The organism is Pseudomonas sp. UBA4617 (assembly GCF_002386445.1).
Taxonomy (GTDB): Bacteria; Pseudomonadota; Gammaproteobacteria; order Pseudomonadales; family Pseudomonadaceae; genus Aquipseudomonas.
This window is the reverse complement of the sequence record NZ_DGIR01000031.1, coordinates 1-18,170: the sequence shown is the minus strand read 5'-3', so window position 1 is coordinate 18,170 and position 18,170 is coordinate 1. Positions and strand designations below refer to the sequence as shown.

The window sequence follows — 18,170 nt, the reverse complement described above, 5'->3', positions numbered from 1 at the left end:
AAAATACCCGCCTACAGCCTGCTAGGTTCCTGGCTTCCACCTTATAAAAGAGGCGAGCCATGAGCATGCGCATGAACATCTTCGGCCGATACCAAGGCCTGGACGGCGACGAAACCAGCACAGGCGCGATCTGCATTGCCAGCCAGGCCAGGGGCCGCGTGCATGGCCGCGACTGGCTGCTTCAAGGCGACCCGACCACACCCTGCCCGCTATGTGGACAAGCGGGCACCATCGTCGAGGGCGAAGCCCGCTGGCGGCAGGATGGTATTCCCACGGCTCTGGACGGAGCGCTGGTGCAATGCGGGTGCCCACAGGGCAGCAATCGCCTGGTTGCAAATGGCTACGCACCTCCGGCTTCGCGCAGGGCACCCGCATCTGAGCCTGTTCGTGAGGCACCAGCACAGGCCCAGACGGGTAACCCGATAAGAAGTACCTATCAGCCTGAGGTAGTTCAGCCCTCGCCCACACCACAAGGCATGGAACCCGGCTTCTACATCGTTCCGCGTTGCATGACGTATCAGGAAGTCCTGGCAGAACTGGGTGCGCCGCAGGCCAACCTGCCTCGGTCAATTCTGGAGCGGCTGAACCCTACCTATCAGCAGGGGTTCAAGGCGGGTGAGATCTTTGTCATTGGTGATGGTTTGCGGCGACCGGTGTGTACTCGGGAAGAACTGTCTGCGATGAGTGCAGCAAAACAAGCTCGTGAAGCATTGGCGGAACTGACGCCCGAAGAGGCGGAATTCATGATGCGCCATCAAGCCGAGATTGCTGCGTTGCTCAGCGATGTGAGCCTGGCGATGGGGGTGAGCGAGGCGATGGTTGCCAAGTCGCTGGATGAACTCAGCACCCTATTGCAAAAAATAGAGGATCTACATAAAGAGCAATTCATCAAGCACGGGCATCTCCACCACCCTGAGTTCTTTGCGGAGCGTCAAAGACTGTTCAAGCAATTGAATGCAAACCTGAAAGCAACCACTCTGAACAAGCGACTCAATCTTGGAAGCTATGAAAACCTACGACGAGATTTGGGAATATCATCAAGAAGCCTAGTTCATCACTGGCGTAAAGCAGGGGCCCCGACGCATATCCCTGGTTACTCGACACACCTAGACAAACTGGCCAAAATGGCTAAATACCTCAAGGCAGGAGGATATATAGGCGTTACCATTGGCGGCACTGGCTCGGCATTAAAAATAGCGGAAGTTTGCCAGTCAGGTAATGTCAAGGATTGTCAAAAGGTAAAAATTACTGAAGCGGGGAATTTTTCAGGCGGGCTAGCTGCGGGCTGGCTAGGCGGAAAGATAGCAGGTAAAGCCGCCACGAAAGTTTGTTGGAAAGCCGGAGCCGCCGGCTTGGCATGCGGAATTGTGATTACTGGCGCAGGCGCACTAGCGGGAAGCATTGCAGGTATGGGCGGTGGCGAAGAGATAGGTGAAATAATCTTCGAGGTTTTTCAAGATGATTGATCATCTGGACATAAAATTAAGGCTATTTATAGTAGCCTCACCTTTCTGCCTCGGCCTAACCGCACTTGCAATGGACTTTCACATTGCAAGTTCTCAGCAGTACAAAGAAATGGTCACAGCACTTCACCGAAGCCCATGTCTTTCATACGCCATAACCCTTTGGGGAGAGAAAAGCATACGCTCAAGAATGCTGGTGATTTTCATGGTAGCAGGCGCCATTACCTTCGCAACCTCCAGTATTCGCAGAGGCCTACTTGATAAAGAAGATTATGAGCAACTCCCCAGACCATTGAAAACAAAAATCATTATCGCATCATGGTTAAATACAACCGGGTTCACTTGGCTCGTTATAAATTACTTCATAATTTAGCCACCACAGAGACAACACAATGCACACATCTGAAAGTCTGCCAGCCGAGTTTCCACACACCAGAACGCAGCTCTACGTAACATCCATATCAAAGCTAATAATCATGGGAGGCTTATCAGCGGGACTCTATCTTTACTACTGGAACTACAAACACTGGTCACTCATCCGGGGGCAGCGTGGATTTAAAATAATTCCACTCCTATGTACAATTTTTGGCGCCCTAACAATATACTTTTTGATGAGAAACATTGTCGCTCGATGTCGCCAAGCGAACCAGCCGGTAGAAGGTAGCGCACTCGGCGTCACCCTTATGTATTGCACCCCTCCACTATTGATGATGTGCTGGGAGTTCTCACTTTCCGAATCCTACCTTGCCAATCTTCCGCTCTCAATCTTGATCATGGCTCCGATCATGCTCATGCTCATCTACATCACATTTTTTGTGGTAGCAATTATACAAGTACAGCAGGCAGTCAATATCTGCGAAGGTGATGCGTGCGGGCTGCAAAATTCACAAATAACTTGGGCAAATGTTATGTGGTTAATTGCTTGCTGGATGCCTATGGCTGCGCTCGTTGGATTCTTGTCAGGTTACGCACCATTCACGAAATAACTCGATCAGCCAAACCTTGTCTGCTGGAGCCTGACTCAGATGAACCCATTCCCACAGGAGTTGTGCATACCCTTAGGCACTTCGCATAACCTGAGGCATGCACAATCCCTGTAGGAGCGGCTTTAGCCGCGAAAGGGCCAGCCCAGCCAATACAAAGATCAGCGCATCAAACCCAACTTGGCATCATCCAGCAGCGCCTTGGCCATGGCTGCAAAGTAATGCGAAGCCCAGAGCATCTGCTGATCGCCGCCCATCAAACCGGTCAGTGACAAGTCGCGGGCATAGCCCATCAGCTCCGAGGCTTGCTCTCGGGCGCTGCGGCAGGGAATGCCCTCGGCGATACGGAACAGTGGATGGGTTTGGCCTTCGCCTTGGTAGAAGTAGGTAACGCCGGGGTGGTTTTGGTTTCGTCGGTCATAGATTTTCCTGAATGCTCGTTGACCGCCTCTTCCGTTTCCACACGAAGGGTGGCGGCTGTACACTGGGTGGAAACCCGAGTGCATTCAAGGAAAACTCGGTAGGCACAAGGCCTCCCGGGTACAGCTGCCATGAACGACATAACCTGAAATTCTTGCTGCGGGTTTCCACACCCGATCGCTGAACAGGTGTTCGCCATGACAGGTTCAGCGCCTGTGAGATCGAGCGCCGCGCGGGCGGCGCTCGATCTCACAGACACCACACCTCTCAAGCCAGGCACATGGCAGCCCTCACGCCCTAATTAGCCCAACACCTCCCTATACCCCTGCGCCATCGCCACCACCACCTTGCGCTTGCCGGTAAACGGCGCCCGCGCATGCGCCGCGAGCATGTTGTCGAGCATCAGTACATCGTTTTCCAACCAAGGAAAGCTGATGGTGCATTCATCCAGCACCCCGCGCACCTCATCGAGCAACGAATCCTCGATGGCCGTGCCGTCGGCGTAATACACGTTACGCGGCAGGTCCTCTTCCTCGACGATGTCCATCAACGACTCGCGCACCTCTGGCTGCAGGTTCGACACATGGAACAGGTGCGCCTGGTTGAACCACACGTCCTCGCCGGTCAACGGATGCCGCGCCACCACCTGGCAACGTTGGCGGGTGCGCAATTCGCCGTCGTCCTTCCAGATGCACTCGATGGCATGCGCCCGGCAATAGGCCTCGACCTGGCGCGGGTCTTCGCTGTTGAACACCTGCGGCCACTCCACGTCCAGGCCGTTGCCATAGTTGCGCACATACATCAGCCCTTTTTCCACCAGCCGCTCACGAATGCGCGCCGGCATGCGCCGGTACACCTCACGGCTGTCTGCGATCGGTGTCTCGCCACCGGTCTCGGCGGGGATCACGCTGTAGAACCAGATCTTCATCGGCCATTCCAGGGTGTAGGCCTGCTCGTTGTGCAGGGGAATGCGCTGGTGCGCCGGGTACTCGGTGGAGGTGTAGACACCCTGGGTCACGTTGCTACGCGGGGTGGAGCCGAACTCGTAGTTGAGCAGCGGGTGGCCAAAGGCCGCGGCGAATTGGCGGAAGGCTTCGGCACCTGCCACCTCGAAGCCGCGGAACAGGATGCCGCCGGCCTGCAGCAGGTGGCGGTCCACCAGCGGCTGCAACTCGGCAAACGCTTCCAGCAGGTCGATGCCCGGCTCCGGCGCGCGTACCAGCAGCGGCAGGTTGCCGCGCGCGGCGTCCAGGGGTTCGATCGCGAAGCTCAGCAGTTCACTCATGTCCGGTCACCTCAAGCCTAGGGCCGCATTGGCGGCGAAATCGGGATGTGCGCCATGGCAGCGCCTGACTAGATGAACGAGCGGCCCTGGGGGAAATTCACCGGGGCCGCAGCCGCAGGTAAAGCCAGTGCGCGCCGGTTCGTCTGAACGATGTGCACCCTTTATCGCCCAGGAACCGTACATGACTCGCCAACTCCTGCTCCTTACCCTGCTCGCCGCAGCCCCGGCCGCCTGGTCGGCGCAACGATGCGCCGTGGAAATCCATGGCACCGACCAGATGACGTTCGACAAGCCCGCCATCAGCGTGCCGGTCACCTGCAGTGCGTTCACGGTCATCCTCACCCACCCTGGCGCCATGCCGAAGAACGTGATGGGCCACAACTGGGTGCTGAGCACCCAGGCCGACATGCAGGGCGTACTGGACGATGGTCGCAAGGCCGGCGAGGTGCAGGACTACATCCCGCCCGGCGACACCCGGGTGATCGCCCACACCCGCCTGATCGGCGGCGGCGAGCAGGACAGCGTCACCTTCGATACCAAGCTGCTGAAAGCCGGTACCGCCTACAGCTTCTACTGCTCGTTCCCGTTCCACAGCACCCTGATGAAGGGCACCCTGACCCTCGGCAGCTGACCGAGCCCCACTCCACCAGCGAGATCACGCTTCATGAAAACCTCTTCTCCCGGGGCCATCCGCGAACTGCTGGGCCTGCTCCAACCCTACCGCATGGCAGTACTCGTCTCGGTGCTGCTGGGCATGCTCGGCGGCCTGGCGGTGACCGCCCTGCTGGCCACCGTCAACCAGGGCCTGCATGCACCGGGCGGCATGAGCCAAGGCCTGCTCCTGGCCTTCGCCGGCCTGTGCCTGCTGGCCCTGGTCAGCAGCGTAGCCGCTGACAGCGGCACCAATTACGTCGGCCAGAAGGTCATCGCCCGGTTGCGCAAGGACCTCGGGGCCAAGGTGCTATCGGCACCCATCGAGCAGATCGAGCGCTACCGCAGCCACCGCCTGATCCCGGTGCTGACCCGCGACGTCGACACTATCAGCGACTTCGCCTTTGCCTTCGCCCCGCTGGCCATCTCGCTCACCACCGTGTCCGGCTGCCTGGCCTACCTGGCGTGGCTGTCGTGGCCGATATTCCTCATTACCCTGGCGGCGATCGGCATCGGTAGCGGCGTGCAGTACATCGCCCGGCAAAAAGGCGTGGCCGGCTTCAACGCCGCGCGCGATGCCGAAGACAACCTGCAGAAGCACTACTCGGCCATCGCCGAAGGCGCCAAGGAGCTGCGCATCGACCGCCGTCGCCGCCACGCCATGCTGACCCGCAACATCCAGGGCACCGCCGACTTCATCGCCAGCACGCATATCCGCGCCATCAACATTTTCGTCGTGGCCAAGAGCCTGGGTTCGATGCTGTTCTTCGTGGTCATCGGCCTGACCCTGGCCTTGCAATCGCTGTGGCCCAGCAACGACCCGGCGGTGATGAGCGGCTTCGTGCTGGTGCTGCTGTACATGAAAGGCCCACTGGAAACCTTGATCAGCAACCTGCCGATCCTCGGCCGTGCCCAGGTGGCGTTCCGTCGCATTGCCGACCTGGCCGAGCGCTTCTCGTCGCCCGAGCCACACCTGCTGCTGGAGCCACCGGCCAAACGCACCGCCCCGGCCAGCGCGCACCTGGCGCTGCACAACGTCGAGTACAGCTACCCAGCGCTGGACGGCCACGAACCGTTCCGCGTCGGGCCGGTGAACCTGAGCATCGAGCCGGGCGAGATCCTGTTCATCGTCGGCGAGAACGGCTGCGGCAAAACTACCTTGATCAAGCTGCTGCTGGGCCTGTACACCCCGCAGCGCGGCGAGGTGCGCCTGAATGGCAAGGCCGTCGACCCAGAGGGGCTGGACGACTATCGCCAGCTGTTCACCACGGTGTTCGCCGACTACTACCTGTTCGACGACCTGCCCGAGCACGAACACAGCCTGCCCGGCGATGCCACGCGCTACCTGGAACGGCTGGAAATCGCCCACAAGGTGAGCGTGCGCGATGGCACCTTCAGCACCACCGACCTGTCGACCGGGCAGCGCAAGCGCCTGGCGCTGATCAACGCCTGGCTGGACGGGCGACCGGTGCTGGTGTTCGACGAGTGGGCAGCGGACCAGGACCCGACCTTCCGACGGGTGTTCTACACCGAACTGCTGCCAGACCTGAAACGCATGGGCAAGACCATCATCGTGATCTCGCACGACGACCGCTATTTCGATACGGCGGACAAACTGGTGCAGCTCAGCCGGGGGAAGGTAGTCACTGCCCTGGAGCCGGCTTGAGAGGTGGCATGGGCGGTTTGCCAGCGCTTTCTATAATCGCCCTATAATCACTCTATAATTCGCTATAAACTGCTCCTCCCAGGCAACCTATAATCCATCTATAGTCGGTCTATAATCGGCTATAGATTCGCATGGAGGTGCAGCAATGCGTGAAACCGTCTACCACCGCCCGGCGCTCGCATCCCGCCTGTCGCAGTTGATCCTGCATGTCGCCGTGGGCAGCGCGGCAAGCTCCGGCGTCTTTCTCGCTGCGCCACGGCGCACCGGCAAATCCACCTTCGCCCGTGAGGACCTGCGCCCCGCCCTCGAAGCTGCAGGGGCGATCGTGCTGTATGCCGACCTGTGGAAAGACCTGACCAAGGATCCAGGCCAGGTCATCGTCGAAACGGTGCGTGACGCGGTGGGTCGTAACGAAGGCTTCATCACGCGCCTGGCGAAGGCGTCCGGCATGGAAAAGGTCACGGTTGGCGGGCTGAATTTCAGCCTGGACAAGATCGGCCTCGGCCAGGACATCGACCTGACCAGCGCCCTGGTGGCACTCTCCGATGCGTCGCACAAGATCATTGTCCTGATCATCGACGAAGCCCAGCACGCCATCACCACGGAAGCCGGCACAGCCGCCCTGTTCGCCCTCAAGGCCGCCCGGGACGAGCTCAACAGCTCGAAGCACCATGGCCTGCGCATCGTTTGCACAGGTTCGAACCGGGACAAGCTGGCGATGCTGCGCAACAGCAAGGACCAGGCATTCTTCGGCGCCTCGATGGTGCAATTCCCGACGTTGGACCAGGACTTCATCGACTGGCTTTGTGCCAACATCGACCTGCCCTGCACGCTTGACCCAACCGAGGTGTTCCAGCTGTTCAGGGAAAGCGGCTACCGCCCGGAACTGTTGGGCGCCGCAGCGGATGAAATCCGCTTCGACTTCAGCATCGAGCCCCAGGCGATTCCGGCGCGGTTCAGCGAACTGGTCCGGGCCCAGGCCGATGACTTGAACGCAAGCCTGAAAAAGGTGATCCACAGCCTCACCCCGATCCAGTCCGCAGTGTTGCGTGTAATGTGCGTCAAAGGTAACGACTATGCGCCGTTCGAGGCCCCTACCCTGGCCTTGTATGCCAAGGCGATGGAGCTGGCAGGCATGGCTGCAAATGAAGTGAAGGCCGAGGTGCCGGGGGTACAGCAGGCACTCATCGCCCTGCAGGAAAAGCACCTGGTATGGAAAGCCTCACGCGGGGTATATGCGGTAGACGAACAGGTGATCGTCGATATCGTGCGGGCCGATGGCCTGCTGCAGGGTCTTGCCTGAGCAGCCTGGAACTGCACAGGGGGCTGCACGACAGCCCCCCAGGCGGGAATCAGAACAACCAGCGATACAGCAGATAGGCCACCAGCACCGCCAGCACCGGCCGTAGCACGCGGTAGGCCTTGGGGTTGGCGCGCTTGAACTGCTTCACCTGGGCACTGATACGGTTGCTGAAGCGCTTGCTCCAGGCATAGGCCTGGTTGATCCCGCCTACGCGCTCGTCGTCGGTGTTCTGCGGTGCGGTAGCACGGCCGAGGAAGGCGCTGACCTTGCGGTTGATGCGGGTCATCAAGGGGCTGCTCAGCGGGCGTTCGATGTCGCAGAACAGGATCACCCGGGTAACGTCGGTCTCGTTCTTCACCCAATGCACGTAGGTTTCGTCGAACATCACATCCTCGCCATCACGCCAGGCGTATTCCTCGCCATCGACATAGATGCGGCAGGCGTCGGAGTTGGGCGTGGACAGCCCCAGGTGGTAGCGCAAGGAACCGGCGAACGGATCGCGGTGCGGGTTCAGGTGGCTGCCACCCGGCAGCAGGGCAAACATCGCGCCCTTGACGTTGGGGATGCTGCTGACCAGCTCGACGGTACGCGGGCAGAGGGTTTCAGCCGAGGGCAGCGGCTTGTCGTACCACTTCAGGTAGAAGCGCTTCCAGCCTTTCTTGAAGAACGAACCGAAACCGGCGTCGTTGTCCTTTTCGGCGGCGCGGATATAGCCTTCGTCGAACAGGCGCATGGCCTCTTCGCGGATTTCCTGCCAGTTGTCCTTGAGCACATCAAGCTCGGGGAAGCGCTGGCGATCCAGGTAAGGCTTGGACGGCACGCCGGAAAACAGGTACATCAGGCTGTTATAGGGGGCGAACAGCGCCGAATGGTTGACGAACTGGCGCAACACCGGCAAGCGAGCCTTGCCGCGCAGGTGCACGAACAGCACGCTGCCGAAAAACACCAGCAGGACACCCGCCTTGGCTGCAAAGGAAAAGGTCATGCTTTCACTCCTTGAGGAAGAGACAGCGCCGTGGGCCCTGCACTCCTGTAAATCATCCTGCCATCATAAACCGCTGCCGCCGCTGTAAAAATAACCCGGGCGGCAACTCATTGATGAAAATTTTGCAATGAACCCGGCCAACGAACGTTGCGCCGGGTCAGCGACAGGCCATTTATTGCTGGTTTTCCTGCTCGCTGAACATGTCGCTGAACAGCATGCTCGACAGGTAGCGCTCGCCAGAGTCCGGCAAAATCACGACGATGGTCTTGCCCTGCATATCCGGCTTTTCGGCCAGGCGCACGGCCGCCGCCATCGCCGCACCACAGGAAATACCGCAGAGAATGCCTTCTTCCTGCATCAGGCGGATAGCCATGGCCTTGGATTCCTCATCGGTCACCGTCATCACCTGGTCGACCATCGACAGGTCAAGGTTCTTCGGCACGAAGCCGGCGCCGATGCCCTGGATCTTGTGCGGGCTGGGCTTGAGTTCCTCGCCGGCCAGGGTCTGGGTAATCAGCGGGGATGCCAGTGGTTCCACGGCCACGGACGTGATCGCCTTGCCCTGGGTCTGCTTGATGTAGCGCGACACGCCAGTGATGGTGCCGCCGGTGCCCACGCCGGCCACCAGCACGTCCACCGCGCCATCGGTGTCGTTCCAGATTTCCGGGCCGGTGGTCTTCTCGTGGATCGCCGGGTTGGCCGGGTTTTCGAACTGCCCGGGCAGAAAGTACAGGGCCGGGTCGGAGGCAACGATTTCGTTGGCTTTCTCGATGGCGCCCTTCATACCCTTGGCCGGGTCGGTCAGCACCAGCTCGGCACCCAGCGCTTTCAGCACCTTGCGCCGCTCCAGGCTCATCGAAGCGGGCATGGTCAGCATCAGCTTGTAGCCACGGGCAGCGGCGACGAAGGCCAAGCCGATGCCGGTATTGCCCGAGGTGGGCTCGACGATGGTCATGCCCGGCTTGAGCTTGCCGCTGCTTTCGGCGTCCCAGACCATGTTCGCGCCAATGCGGCACTTGACCGAGTAACCCGGGTTGCGCCCTTCGATCTTGGCCAGGATGGTCACGCCGCGCGGGGCGATGCGGTTGATCTGCACCAACGGCGTGTTGCCGATGGAATGGGCGTTGTCGGCAAAGATACGGCTCATGGCAGGGGTCCTTGGCATGAAAACGAGCGGGGAAAGACTTCAAGGGTAAGCCCGAGCCGGTAGCCCGTAAAGCCTGTTCGAACTCAGCGAGTGGCGTTGCGGTCAACCGCACATGCTGCCTTGGAGACACTCCGATGAGAGCCCGTTATCGCTGGCCGTTGTTCGGCCTGGCCAGCCTGATCGCGCTGTTGCTGGCGCTGCACCTGGCCCTGCCCTACCTGGTGCGCGACTACCTCAACGACAAACTGGCCGACATGGGCGACTACCGTGGCCAGGTGACCGACGTCGACCTGGCCTGGTGGCGTGGTGCCTACCAGATCAACGGGTTGAAGATCGTCAAGACCACCGGCAAGGTACCGGTGCCGTTTCTCGACGCCCCGCTGATCGACCTGTCGGTGAGCTGGCACGCCCTGTGGTATGACCGCGCAGTGGTGGCTGAAGTGGTGTTCGACCGGCCCGAACTGAACTTCGTCGACGGCGGCAACAAGCAGAACTCACAGACCGGCCAGGGCACCGACTGGCGCCAGCAACTGGAGAAACTGCTGCCGATCACCCTCAATGAGGTACGCATCGACGAAGGCGTGCTGACCTTCCGCAACTTCAACTCGAAGCCGCCGGTCAACCTCAAGGCCACCCAGCTGAACGCCAGTATCCGCAACCTCACCAACATCCGCGACGAACAAGGCCGACGCGACGCCAGTTTCGATGGCACGGCGCTGATGGTGGGCGATGCCAAAGTGGAAAGCCGCGCCACGTTCGACCCGTTCAGCAATTTCGACGATTTCGAATTCCGCCTGCGCGCCACCGGCATCGAGCTGCGCAAGCTCAATGATTTCGCCAGTGCCTACGGCAAGTTCGACTTCAATGCCGGGCACGGTGACGTGGTGATAGAGGCCGAGGCCACCAACGGCCGCCTGAACGGCTACATCAAGCCGCTGTTGCGCGACGTGGATGTGTTCGACTGGCAGCAGGATGTCGAAGAAAAGGACAAAGGCTTCTTCCGCTCGGTCTGGGAGGCGTTGGTGGGCGCGACCGAGACGGTATTGAAAAACCAGCCGAAGAACCAGTTCGCGACCCGCGTGGAATTGAGTGGCAGCGTACGCAAGCAGGACATCAGCGCGTTCGAGGCGTTCCTGCAGATCCTGCGCAACGGGTTTATCCAGGCATTCAATGCGCGCTATGAGCGTGACGCGCCAGATTCTGACCGAGGCTGAAGTGACGGAGCATTCAGGGACTGAATACCCGGTCTGCGTTTCCAGCCGGCAAACCCCGCGTTATAGTCGGTGACAGATCAAGAACAGTTGTTGGGCCATTCGCGGGCGTGCCGGCGAAGAGGCCCCTACAGGCTTACAAGAGAGGACATGCCCCATGAAGTTCGAAGGCACCCGCGACTACGTCGCCACAGACGACCTGAAACTGGCGGTAAACGCGGCCATCACCCTCGAACGCCCCTTGCTGGTCAAGGGCGAACCCGGCACTGGCAAGACCATGCTCGCCGAGCAGCTGGCCGCCTCGTTCGGCGCACGGCTGATCACCTGGCACATCAAGTCCACCACCAAGGCCCACCAGGGCTTGTACGAATACGATGCGGTCAGCCGCCTGCGCGACTCGCAGCTGGGCGTGGACAAGGTCCACGACGTGCGCAACTACCTGAAAAAAGGCAAGCTCTGGGAAGCTTTCGAGGCCGAAGAGCGGGTGATCCTGCTGATCGATGAAATCGACAAGGCCGACATCGAGTTCCCCAATGACCTGCTGCAGGAACTCGACAAGATGGAATTCTACGTCTACGAAATCGACGAGACCATCAAGGCCAGGCAACGCCCGATCATCATCATCACCTCCAACAACGAGAAGGAACTGCCAGACGCCTTCCTGCGCCGTTGCTTCTTCCATTACATCGCCTTTCCCGACCGCACCACCCTGCAGCAGATCGTCGATGTGCACTACCCCAACATCAGCCAGGCCCTGGTCAGCGAAGCGCTGGATGTGTTCTTCGACGTACGCAAGGTACCAGGCCTCAAGAAAAAGCCGTCCACCTCCGAGCTGGTCGACTGGCTCAAGCTGCTGATGGCCGACAACATTGGCGAAGCGGTACTGCGCGAACGCGACCCGACCAAGGCCATCCCGCCGCTGGCCGGGGCCCTGGTGAAGAATGAGCAGGACGTACAGCTGCTCGAACGCCTGGCCTTCATGAGCCGGCGCGGCAACCGCTGACGGGAGCCGGGCCATGCTGCTCAACCTGTTCAATGAAATGCGCGCGGCCAAGGTGCCGGTGTCGGTGCGCGAACTGCTCGACCTGCACCAGGCCCTGCAGAAGCACGTGGTGTTCGCCGACATGGACGCGTTCTACTACCTCGCCCGCGCCATCCTGGTAAAGGACGAACGCCATTTCGACAAGTTCGACCGGGCGTTCGCGGCCTATTTCAAGGGCCTGGAAAACCTCGACCGGCACATCGAGGCGCTGATCCCCGACGACTGGCTGCGCAAGGAGTTCGAGCGCTCGCTGAGCGACGAAGAGCGCGCGCAGATCCAGTCGCTCGGTGGTCTGGACAAGCTGATCGAGGAATTCAAGAAGCGCCTCGAAGAGCAGAAGGAACGCCATGCTGGCGGCAACAAGTGGATTGGCACCGGCGGCACCAGCCCGTTCGGTTCGGGCGGTTTCAACCCCGAGGGCATCCGCGTGGGCGAGGCCGGCAAGCGCCAGGGCAAGGCGGTGAAGGTGTGGGACCAGCGCGAGTACAAGAACCTTGACGACCAGGTCGAGCTGGGTACGCGCAACATCAAGCTGGCGTTGCGCCGGCTGCGCAAGTTCGCCCGCGAAGGCGCCGCCGAGGAGCTGGACATCGACGGCACCATCGACCACACCGCACGCGATGCCGGGCTGCTGAACATCCAGATGCGCCCCGAGCGGCGCAACACGGTCAAGCTGCTGTTGCTGTTCGACATCGGTGGTTCGATGGATGCCCACATCAAGGTCTGCGAAGAGCTGTTTTCGGCATGCAAGACCGAGTTCAAGCACCTGGAGTACTACTACTTCCACAACTTCGTGTACGAGTCGGTGTGGAAGAACAACCTGCGCCGCACCTCGGAGCGGTATTCCACCTTCGACCTGCTGCACAAGTACGGCGATGACTACAAGGTCGTGTTCGTCGGCGACGCGGCCATGGCGCCCTACGAAATCACCCAGCCGGGTGGCAGCGTCGAGCACTGGAACGAAGAAGCCGGCCACGTGTGGATGCAGCGCTTCATGGAGAAATTCCGCAAGATCATCTGGATCAACCCTTACCCGAAGCAGGCCTGGGACTACACCGCATCGACCCATCTGGTGCGTGACCTGATCGAAGACAAGATGTACCCGCTGACCTTGCAGGGGTTGGAGGAAGGGATGCGTTACCTGTCCAAGTGATGTTGCCAGTGCCGGCCCTTTCGCGGGGTAAACCCGCTCCCACAGGTCCCGCACAGGCCTCAAGGCTTGCGCCGTACCTGTGGGAGCGGGTTCACCCGCGAAGAGGCCGGCAGCCTTATCGCCAACGGTCCAGGTATGCCTGCTGCTCCCGCCAGGCCTCGTCCTGCACCACCGCCCTGAAGCGCACCACTGCCGCCGGCATGCACTGCGCCAGCTGGGCCAGCGCCAGCGGCGTCAACGCCCCCAGCCGCGGATAGCCACCAATGGTCTGCCGGTCATTGAGCAACACGATCGGTTGCCCGTCCGGCGGCACCTGTACCGCGCCCAGCGGGATACCCTCGGAAATCATCGGCGCCCCCTGGTAGACCAGCTGCGGCCCCAGCAGGCGAATGCCCATGCGGTCGGCGCGGCTATCCAGCGTCCACTCACGGTTGAACGCCTCGAACAGACTGATACCGCTGAACTCGCCTATCTGCGCGCCCATCACCAGGTCGAGCACAGGTTTTTGCGGGTACTGCGGGCGCAGCGCTGGCGGCACCTCGCGCAACGTCGTTGCGGTACCGGCGAACCTCAGCAGCTGGCCTTTGCCTAGCGCGGCCCCGCGGCCATCGATGCCGCCCAGTGCTTCCCGCACCACCGTCGCACAACTGCCCAGCACGTCCGCACCGAGGAACCCGCCCGGTGCTGCCAGGTAGGCCCGCACGCCCTGCTTCGGCTGCTGCAAGGTCAACCGCTGCCCCTTGGCCAAGACAAAGCTGCGCCACGGTGCCAGCGGCTGATCGTCGACCCGCGCCTGCAGGTCGGCGCCGGCCAGCGCCAGCACGCAATCCTGTTCGGCCACCAGGCAGAAACCACCCAGTGTCACCTCCACCACAGGTGCAGCGAGGGGATTGCCCAGCAGCCAGTTGGCCCAGTGCATCGCCACCCAGTCCAGCGCCCCGCCCTGGGTCACACCGAGGTGGCGTACACCGAAGCGGCCACTATCCTGCAACTGGCACAGCGGGGTGCTGGCCTCGATCTGCAACTGCTTCATCCTTGCGCCTCCACATCACCGCCAAGGGCCAGGAACTCGCTGCGCGATACCGGCACGAAGCGCACCCGGTCGCCCGCTTGCAACAGGCTATAGCCTTCCCGCTCGCGGTCGAACAGCCGCACCGGGGTACGGCCGATCAGGTTCCAGCCACCCGGGGAAACCGCCGGATAGGCCGCTGTCTGACGCTCGGCAATGCCGACACTGCCGGCCGCCACGCGCTTGCGCGGGGTACTCAGGCGCGGGCTGGCCAGGCATTCGTCGACCAGGCCCATGAAGCCGAAGCCAGGGGCGAACCCCAGGGCGAACACCGGGTATTCGCGCGCGCTGTGCAAGCGCACTACCTCCGCTTCACTCAGGCCACTGCGGGCCGCCAGCAGCGGCAGTTCCGGGCCTACGCTGGCGTCGTACCACACCGGTATTTCATGCTGCCGGCCGGCGCTGCCGACATCCGGCCGCAGCCCCGTCAGCGCCTGGTTGATCAGCGCCCGCGCCGCGGCGGGTGGCAGGGCGAACTGCACCATCAGCGTGGTATAGGACGGCACCAGATCCAGCAGGTGCTCGCCGAACGCCGCGCGCAAGCGCTGGCTGGCAGCAAGCAGCCAGGGCATGTTGGCCTCGTCGATCCGTTCGAACAGGCGCACCATCAGGCTGTCGACGGCCACCACTTCGATCCGCGGGTTCATGGCGACTCCAGCGCTTCAAGGGCCTGGCGAATCTGCCGTACCGCCGCTACCGAGCTGTCGTTGTCACCGTGCACGCAGAGGGTGCTGGCTTCAAGTTGCACCGCGCTGCCGTCGTCGGCCACCAGCGTTTCGCCACGGGCAAGACGCACCGCCTGCGCCACAACCAATGCCGGGTCGTGGTGCACCGCGCCGGGCAAGCGCCGCGACACCAGGTGGCCGCTGGCGGTGTAGGCGCGGTCGGCGAACGCCTCGAACCACAGCGGCACGCCGATTTCATCGCCCAGCGCCTGGGCTGCGTGGTTGTCGGCGGTGGCCATCAGCATCAGCGGCAGGTCGTCGCCATAGGCCGCCACGGCCTCCAGCACGCTGCGCAACTTGAGCGGGTCGGCCATCATGTCGTTGTACAGCGCGCCATGGGGTTTCACATAAGCCACGCGGCCACCCTGCACCTTGCAGATCCCGTCCAGCGCACCGATCTGGTAGTGCAGCAGGTCGCGGATTTCCTCTGGGCTGCAGGCCATGGAACGGCGACCGAAGCCGACCAGGTCCGGGTAGGCCGGGTGTGCGCCAATGGTGACCCCGTGCTCCAGCGCCAGGGCCACGGTGCGGCGCATGATGCCAGGGTCGCCGGCGTGGTAGCCGCAGGCGATGTTGGCGCAATCGATAAACGGCATGACTTCGGCATCCAGGCCCATGCGCCAGCTGCCGAAACTCTCGCCCATGTCGCAGTTGAGTAGCAGGCGTTTCACCGCTCGGCCTCCCATGTGGTTGTTCATATGCCTACCTTACCGCGCCTGCAGCTGTTTGCCGCGGGTTTCCGGCAGGCTCAGCGCCGCCAGGATAACCACGCCGTACGACACCGCGGAGAACACGCCGATACCCAGGCCCAGCGGCACCTTCTGGCCGAGCACGCCGATCAGCAGCGGGAACAGCGCCGCCACGACCTTGCCGATGTTGTAGCAGAAGCCCTGCCCCGAACCGCGGATGCGCGTGGGGAACAACTCGGTGAGAAATGCGCCCATGCCGCTGAAGATGCCCGAGGCGAAGAAGCCCAGCGGCAAACCCAGCCACAGCATCACGCCATCGCTGACCGGCATTTGCGTGTACAGCAGCACGATGACGAACGAGCCCACGGCGAACAGGATGAAGTTCTTCTTGCGCCCGAGCAGGTCGGACAAGTACGCGCTGACCACATAACCGATGTAGGAACCCACGATCACCATGGCCAGGTAACCACCGGTGCCCAGCACACTCAGGCCGCGTTCGCTCTTGAGGAACGTCGGCAGCCACGAGGTGATGGCGTAGTAGCCGCCCAGCGCACCGGTGGTCAGCAGCGACGCGCGCACGGTGGTCCAGAGCATGCCCGGGGCGAAGATCTCGTAGAAGCGCGAAGGCGCCTCGGCGTCTTGCACGGCCTTGGCCTCGCGATACACCTCGGGGTCCCTGACCAGGCGGCGCACGAAGATCACGAAGATCGCCGGCACCAGGCCCAACAGGAACAACGCACGCCAGGCCTGCTCTGCCGGTAGCCAGGAAAACAGCAGCGCGTAGAGAATGGCAGTGAGGCCCCAGCCCAGCGCCCAGCCGGACTGCACCATGCCGACTGCCTTGCCACGGTCCTGGGCACGGATCACCTCGCCGATCAGCACCGCGCCGGCGGTCCATTCGCCCCCGAAGCCAAAGCCCATCAGGGTGCGGGCGATCAGCAGCTGCTGGTAGTTCTGGGCGAAGCCGCAGAGGAAGGTGAAGAAGGCGAACCACAACACGGTCAGTTGCAGGGTGCGCACCCGGCCGATGCGGTCAGAGAGGATGCCGGCAATCCAGCCACCGGCGGCCGAGGCGATCAGTGTGCTGGTGTGGATCAACCCGGCTTCGGTGGTGCTGATGCCCCACAGCATGATCAGCGTGGGGATGACGAAGCTGAGCATCTGCGTGTCCATGCCATCCAGGCCATAGCCGATCTTGCAGCTCCAGAAGGTGCGTCGTTGCTGGGAATCGATATCACGGTACCAGGCCAATGGCCCGGTCGATGAGGATGGACTGACCTGCTGCTGCACGCCGGTGGGGTTCATGGTTGCCTCGGCTTGTTGGTATTGTTTTACGGGCGACACAGGGTCGCGGCCTGGGCATCATTGTTCAGATGCCACGCCAGCTGCGTCCAACGAGAAAAACCGCCGGTCTGGAACAAGAAAAACTGATCATGAACCTTCGCTTCCTCGAAACCTTCGTCTGGGTTGCCCGGCTCAAGAGCTTCCGCCTGACCGCGGAAAAGCTGTTCACCACCCAGGCCTCGGTGTCCAGCCGCATCGCCGCACTGGAGGCCGACCTGGGCGTGAAGCTGCTGCTGCGCGACTCTCGTGGTGTCAGCCTGACCCCGGAGGGCAGCAAGGTGCTGGAGTATGCCGAGCGTATGCTGGAAACCGCCAAGGCCATGAAGCAGTCACTGGACAGCGACCGGGCCAAGGTCGGGCGCATCCGCATCGGGGTGATGGACACGGTGATCCATACCTGGATGAGCGCGCTGGTGGCCGAGCTGAGCGAACGCTACCCGCAGGTAGAGATCGAACTGGTGGCCGACACCGCACTGAATCTGCGCGAGCAGTTGCACAAAGGCTTTCTCGACGTGATCCTGCAGACCGACCTGGTGCGCGAGCAATCGATCCGCAGCCTCGACCTGGCGCGCTACCCGATGGGCTGGATCGTGGCGGCAGGCTCGCTGCAGCAGCGCGACTACGCCTCGCTGGCCGAACTGGCGCGTGAGCGCATCATCACCTTCTCGAAGAATTCTCGGCCGCACCAGGAGGTGCTGAGCCTGCTGCAAGCCGCGGGCGCCGAAACGCCGCGGTTGAACTGCGTGAACTCGGTGGCGGCGATTACCCGATTGCTGCGCGACGGCTTTGGCATTGGCGCGTTGCCGCCAGCGCTGGTGGACGCCGAGTTGAGCCGCGGTGAGCTGGTGCTGCTGCAAGGGCTGCAACCGCCGCCCAGCCTGGAGCTGGTAGTGGCCTGGCAGACCGGGGTGGCGCTGGTGGACGAAGTGGTCGGGGTGTGCCGGCAGGTGCTGGAGGGGTATGCACGGGATGTGGGGGGGCAGCGGATAGTGTTGGTCTGACCCAACTGCGCTGGCTGTGCCGGCCTCTTCGCG

At 62.0% G+C, this 18,170-nt stretch carries 16 protein-coding genes and 1 pseudogene; 9 read left to right on the top strand and 8 right to left on the bottom strand.

The genetic code is table 11. The features are described 5' to 3' along the window. The first annotated feature begins 59 nt into the window (after positions 1 to 59). The gene (locus B4L76_RS14065) at positions 60 to 1,466 is read left to right on the top strand and encodes a PAAR domain-containing protein (RefSeq protein WP_296233310.1); all 1,407 of its coding nucleotides are present in this window, start codon (positions 60 to 62) and stop codon (positions 1,464 to 1,466) included. Beyond that, entirely contained in the window at positions 1,459 to 1,836 is a 378-nt protein-coding gene (locus B4L76_RS14060; RefSeq protein WP_296233308.1) for a hypothetical protein, read from the top strand. The genes B4L76_RS14065 and B4L76_RS14060 overlap by 8 nt, the downstream gene beginning before the upstream one ends. A gap of 771 nt (positions 1,837 to 2,607) precedes the next feature. On the opposite strand, the pseudogene B4L76_RS14055 reads toward B4L76_RS14060, so the two are convergent. Together B4L76_RS14055 and B4L76_RS14050 are read right to left on the bottom strand one after the other, a co-directional pair. Beyond that, positions 2,608 to 2,867, bottom strand: a pseudogene (locus B4L76_RS14055) (DUF3077 domain-containing protein). Between the two features lie 300 nt (positions 2,868 to 3,167). Continuing rightward, positions 3,168 to 4,151 (bottom strand): TauD/TfdA family dioxygenase, encoded by a 984-nt coding sequence (locus B4L76_RS14050; RefSeq protein WP_296233306.1) that lies wholly within the window; start codon positions 4,149 to 4,151, stop codon positions 3,168 to 3,170. A 181-nt stretch (positions 4,152 to 4,332) separates the two neighbouring features. On the opposite strand from B4L76_RS14050, the gene azu reads away from it, so the two are divergent. The 3 genes from azu to B4L76_RS14035 all read left to right on the top strand — a co-directional run bounded on the left by azu (position 4,333) and on the right by B4L76_RS14035 (position 7,771). Continuing rightward, complete coding sequence (gene azu, locus B4L76_RS14045; protein ID WP_296233305.1) at positions 4,333 to 4,782, top strand: azurin; 450 nt, start codon at positions 4,333 to 4,335, stop codon at positions 4,780 to 4,782. A 33-nt stretch (positions 4,783 to 4,815) separates the two neighbouring features. Beyond that, on the top strand, positions 4,816 to 6,468 hold the full coding sequence (locus B4L76_RS14040) for a cyclic peptide export ABC transporter (protein ID WP_296233304.1): 1,653 nt from the start codon (positions 4,816 to 4,818) through the stop codon (positions 6,466 to 6,468). Between the two features lie 145 nt (positions 6,469 to 6,613). After that, positions 6,614 to 7,771 (top strand): ATP-binding protein, encoded by a 1,158-nt coding sequence (locus B4L76_RS14035; RefSeq protein ID WP_296233303.1) that lies wholly within the window; start codon positions 6,614 to 6,616, stop codon positions 7,769 to 7,771. Between the two features lie 49 nt (positions 7,772 to 7,820). Here B4L76_RS14035 and B4L76_RS14030 read toward each other — a convergent pair whose 3' ends face one another. Together B4L76_RS14030 and cysK are read right to left on the bottom strand one after the other, a co-directional pair. Then, positions 7,821 to 8,756, bottom strand: a complete 936-nt coding sequence (locus B4L76_RS14030; protein WP_225778809.1) for an aspartyl/asparaginyl beta-hydroxylase domain-containing protein — start codon at positions 8,754 to 8,756, stop codon at positions 7,821 to 7,823. 172 nt (positions 8,757 to 8,928) lie between these two features. After that, positions 8,929 to 9,903: a cysteine synthase A gene (gene cysK, locus B4L76_RS14025; RefSeq protein WP_296233302.1), complete on the bottom strand. Its 975-nt coding sequence runs from the start codon at positions 9,901 to 9,903 to the stop codon at positions 8,929 to 8,931. A 134-nt stretch (positions 9,904 to 10,037) separates the two neighbouring features. Here cysK and B4L76_RS14020 point away from each other — a divergent pair, with 134 nt between their 5' ends. The 3 genes from B4L76_RS14020 to B4L76_RS14010 all read left to right on the top strand — a co-directional run bounded on the left by B4L76_RS14020 (position 10,038) and on the right by B4L76_RS14010 (position 13,309). Further along, entirely contained in the window at positions 10,038 to 11,117 is a 1,080-nt protein-coding gene (locus B4L76_RS14020; protein WP_296233300.1) for a DUF748 domain-containing protein, read from the top strand. Between the two features lie 154 nt (positions 11,118 to 11,271). Then, entirely contained in the window at positions 11,272 to 12,117 is an 846-nt protein-coding gene (locus B4L76_RS14015; protein ID WP_225778812.1) for an AAA family ATPase, read from the top strand. Positions 12,118 to 12,130: 13 nt separating this feature from the next. Further along, positions 12,131 to 13,309 (top strand): vWA domain-containing protein, encoded by a 1,179-nt coding sequence (locus B4L76_RS14010; RefSeq protein ID WP_296233296.1) that lies wholly within the window; start codon positions 12,131 to 12,133, stop codon positions 13,307 to 13,309. A gap of 115 nt (positions 13,310 to 13,424) precedes the next feature. On the opposite strand, the gene B4L76_RS14005 is transcribed toward B4L76_RS14010, so the two are convergent. The 4 genes from B4L76_RS14005 to B4L76_RS13990 are packed head-to-tail and all read right to left on the bottom strand — an operon-like array spanning position 13,425 to position 17,097. Continuing rightward, the gene (locus B4L76_RS14005) at positions 13,425 to 14,342 is read right to left on the bottom strand and encodes a biotin-dependent carboxyltransferase family protein (protein ID WP_296233294.1); all 918 of its coding nucleotides are present in this window, start codon (positions 14,340 to 14,342) and stop codon (positions 13,425 to 13,427) included. Further along, entirely contained in the window at positions 14,339 to 15,025 is a 687-nt protein-coding gene (gene pxpB, locus B4L76_RS14000) for a 5-oxoprolinase subunit PxpB (protein WP_296233292.1), read from the bottom strand. The genes B4L76_RS14005 and pxpB overlap by 4 nt, the downstream gene beginning before the upstream one ends. Then, a complete protein-coding gene (locus B4L76_RS13995; protein WP_296233290.1) occupies positions 15,022 to 15,801 on the bottom strand; it encodes a 5-oxoprolinase subunit PxpA in 780 nt (259 codons plus the stop codon). The genes pxpB and B4L76_RS13995 overlap by 4 nt, the downstream gene beginning before the upstream one ends. 9 nt (positions 15,802 to 15,810) lie before the next feature. Further along, positions 15,811 to 17,097 (bottom strand): MFS transporter, encoded by a 1,287-nt coding sequence (locus B4L76_RS13990; protein ID WP_296233289.1) that lies wholly within the window; start codon positions 17,095 to 17,097, stop codon positions 15,811 to 15,813. A gap of 128 nt (positions 17,098 to 17,225) precedes the next feature. Between B4L76_RS13990 and B4L76_RS13985 the strand changes: the two genes are divergently transcribed. Beyond that, positions 17,226 to 18,137 (top strand): LysR family transcriptional regulator, encoded by a 912-nt coding sequence (locus B4L76_RS13985; RefSeq protein ID WP_296233287.1) that lies wholly within the window; start codon positions 17,226 to 17,228, stop codon positions 18,135 to 18,137. Positions 18,138 to 18,170 lie beyond the last annotated feature (33 nt).